We start from the raw sequence: 238 nt of genomic DNA on the forward strand, positions 1-238 counted from the left end.
CATCGCCCAGATCGGGCAGGTGATCGCCGGGCTGCGCGACCGGGGCGACATGGCGATCGTGCTGGTCGAGCAGTTCTTTGACTTTGCCTGGGATCTGGGCGACCGGTTCCTGGTCATGGAACGCGGGCGCGCGGTGCTGCAGGGGCCGAAATCCGATCTGGCGCGGGCGGACCTGCACGCCCGCCTGGCGGGACATGCCAGCGCCTGAAGGACGTCGTCGCGGACGGTGGCAGGGGGG

General features: G+C 70.6%; 1 pseudogene. It reads left to right on the plus strand.

The features are described 5' to 3' along the window. Positions 1 to 208, plus strand: a pseudogene (locus tag TW83_RS21240) (ABC transporter ATP-binding protein); the annotation flags it as partial. Positions 209 to 238 lie beyond the last annotated feature (30 nt).

This window comes from Paracoccus sp. S4493, assembly GCF_000967735.1.
GTDB lineage: Bacteria > Pseudomonadota > Alphaproteobacteria > Rhodobacterales > Rhodobacteraceae > Paracoccus > Paracoccus marcusii.